The following is a 287-nucleotide window of genomic DNA, read 5'->3' on the forward strand; positions in this document are numbered from 1 at the left end:
CCTCCTACGACGCCTGCCCCGAGCTCCGCCCCAACGACGAAGCCCCGCCCCTGATCGTCAGCGTCGACTGCGGCGTCACCGCCGTCGGCCCCGCCCGCCGCGCCAGAGACCTCGGCGTGGACCTGATCATCACCGATCACCACGAGTTCGACCCCGCCGCGCTGCCCGACGCCTTCGCCCTGGTGCACCCGCGTCTCCCGCTCGACGCCGCCGGCGACCCCGAGCTCACCGAGGCGTACCCCTACGGCGAGCTGTGCGGGGCGGGCGTGGCGTTCAAGCTCGCGTGG

The 287-nt window shown here is 74.6% G+C and carries 1 protein-coding gene; it reads left to right on the plus strand.

Features of this window, described 5'->3' with window-relative positions; translation table 11 throughout:
- Positions 1 to 287: DHH family phosphoesterase (locus tag R0J87_RS19510; RefSeq protein ID WP_498888318.1), on the plus strand; the 287-nt coding region annotated here is incomplete at both ends.

Source organism: Halomonas sp. SIMBA_159, assembly GCF_046536035.1.
GTDB lineage: Bacteria > Pseudomonadota > Gammaproteobacteria > Pseudomonadales > Halomonadaceae > Vreelandella > Vreelandella venusta_A.